At 58.3% G+C, this 2,506-nt stretch carries 3 protein-coding genes; 1 reads left to right on the top strand and 2 read right to left on the bottom strand.

The genetic code is table 11. The features are described 5' to 3' along the window. A partial coding sequence (locus LCF60_RS24580) for a hypothetical protein (RefSeq protein WP_292295145.1) occupies window positions 1–190 on the top strand: 190 nt, incomplete at its 5' end. Here LCF60_RS24580 and cysS read toward each other — a convergent pair. Beyond that, entirely contained in the window at window positions 179–1,492 is a 1,314-nt protein-coding gene (gene cysS, locus LCF60_RS24575) for a cysteine--tRNA ligase (protein WP_292295144.1), read from the bottom strand. The genes LCF60_RS24580 and cysS overlap by 12 nt on opposite strands. Window positions 1,493–1,500: 8 nt before the next feature. Continuing rightward, window positions 1,501–2,506: glutamate--tRNA ligase (gene gltX, locus LCF60_RS24570; protein ID WP_292295143.1), on the bottom strand; the 1,006-nt coding region annotated here is incomplete at its 5' end.

Genomic DNA, 2,506 nt, shown 5'->3' with positions numbered 1-2,506 from the left:
CTCAATTCGGGATGACCGCTACCGCCTGATTCTCCGTAATGGGGAGAAATCGCTCAACGAGCAACAGGTGGAACTATACGATCTTGGTGCGGACATCGATTCGATAGAGAATATCGCCTCAGAACATCCTGAGGTTGTGAGCCGCTTGCATGATTATCTGAAACAAAGGAAGCAATCGTCAGACGGATGACCGACTTCCGGTGGACTGCAGCAACCAGGTGATCAACTCTTCGGCGATCTCTGATTTTCGCCCCGACCAGTGGGCCAGCGTTTCGCCATTATTGCCCAGGATTTCGACCTGATTGGTTTCTGCAGCAATCGCTTCCTTGTTACCGGCACCGCCGGATTGTTCGTCTTCATCGATCCACCGGTTGATTTTCCGTATGCTGTCGAACAGGACGCCGATTGCCCGTGCGGTATTGAAATCGTCATCCATGGCCTCCTCGATGCGTCGGCGGAAGCCATCCATCAGGTCATCGGGTCCGTTGGCACCGTCGATCGATTCCGTCGCGTCGCGCAGCCGGTTCCAGGTATTCTGCAGCTTGGCCAGCGCCTTCTGGTCCTCGGCCAGCTTGGCGTCGCTGAAATCCAGCGGGGAACGGTAGTGGGTCCCCAGCAGAAAGAAACGAACCACCTCGCCCGGGAACTTCTCCAGCACTTCGCGCACCAAAAAGAAGTTGCCGACGGATTTGCTCATCTTCTCTTCGTTCACCGTGATGAATCCATTGTGCAACCAGTAGTTGGCGAACGTTTTGCCCGTATAGCCTTCGCTCTGGGCGATTTCGTTTTCATGATGCGGAAAGATGAGGTCGTAGCCTCCCCCGTGGATGTCGAAGGTGGGCCCCACATACTTCAGACTCATGGCTGAACACTCGATGTGCCAACCCGGGCGGCCTGTGCCCCAGGGGCTTTCCCAGGACGGTTCGCCCGGCTTGGCGCGCTTCCAGAGGGCGAAATCGAGCGGATCTTTCTTTTCGGAATCTACGTCCACCCGGGCACCCGACTTGAGCTCGTCGAGATCGCGCCTTGACAGCTTGCCGTAGTCCGGGAACGAACGGACATCGAAATAGACGTTGCCGTCCACCTCGTAGGCGTAGCCCTTTTCCTGCAGCGTACGCACCATATCGAGGATGTCGTCCATATGGCGGCTCACCCGCGGATGCATGTCCGCTTCACGAACACCCAGGGCGCGGGCGTCCTTCTTGTATTCTTCGATGTAGCGTTCGGCCAGCGCCAGCGGCTCATCGTGTTCGTCCTTGGCCTTCTGGATGATCTTGTCGTCGATGTCCGTGAAGTTCTGGACGTAGGTCACCTCGAAGCCCCGGTAGATGAGATACTTGCGGATGGCGTCGAACGCCACCATGGGACGAGCGTTTCCGATGTGGATGTAATTGTAGGTCGTCGGGCCGCACACGTACATGCTCACCCGGCCTTCACGTTCCGGATGGAAGGGAACCTTGTCCCGGTCCATGGTATTGTAGACTTTCAGCATATGCCCCCCTACAGTTCGAGTCCCGTGCTGGCGAAAATCCGCGCTTTGACCTCTTCGACACCGAGCACCGGGATCAGTTCATGCATTTCAGGCCCGCTGGTCACGCCGGTCAACGCTACGCGCACCGGCATGAACACCTGCTTGCCCTTCAGGCCCGTCTCCTTCATGGTTTCCTTGAAACACTTCTTGACCGCCTCCGGCGTAAGTTCTTCCTTCGCCTGGAGCACCTCCACGAACGCCCGCAGCATGGGCGCTACGCTCTCTTCATCCAAATGCGCCTTGGCCGACGGCTCGTCCACAGCACGAGCAAAAAAGAACAGTTCCGCCCGTTCAACGATTTGCGATACGTGGTCGAGTCCCGTCTTGACGACGGCCACCACCCGCGCAATGCGCGCTAAATCCGCATCTTCGCCCACATAGCCAGCCTCCACCAGATAGGGAAGTGCCATGCGCGCGAGCGTGGCATCGTCGGTGCGTTGGATGTGCTGGTGATCGATCCAGTTCAACTTGTCCATGTCGAACACGGCAGGATTTTTGGCCACTCGGTCGAGGTCGAAACGCGCCTCGAGTTCCGCCATGCTGAACAATTCCTCCTCGCCTTCGGGGGACCACCCCAGAAGCGCCAGGAAATTGACCAAGCCTTGCGGGAGATAGCCCGCCGCCCGGTAGTTTTTGACCGAGGTCGAGCCGTGTCGCTTGCTCATTTTGCTGCGGTCCTTGCCGAGGATGAGCGATACGTGGGCGAACCGGGGCGCCTTGAGTCCCAGTGCCTGGTAGAGCAGAAGCTGTCTGGGCGTATTGCTCAGATGTTCTTCGCCCCGCACCACATGGCTGATGTCCATGGTGGTGTCATCGACGACGACCGCGAAGTTGTAGGTGGGGATGCCGTCCGATTTCACAATCACGAAGTCCCCGATGCCGTCCGACTCGAAGGTGACCCGTCCGCGTACCATGTCGTCGATCACGATCTGCTCCGCATCCGCCTCGACATGGGTTGCGCCGGTCTTGCCAACC

This window comes from Marivita sp., assembly GCF_020055635.1.
GTDB lineage: Bacteria > Pseudomonadota > Alphaproteobacteria > Rhodobacterales > Rhodobacteraceae > Marivita.
The sequence above is the reverse complement of the archived record's forward strand: the minus strand, read 5'-3'. Positions and strand labels throughout refer to the sequence as shown.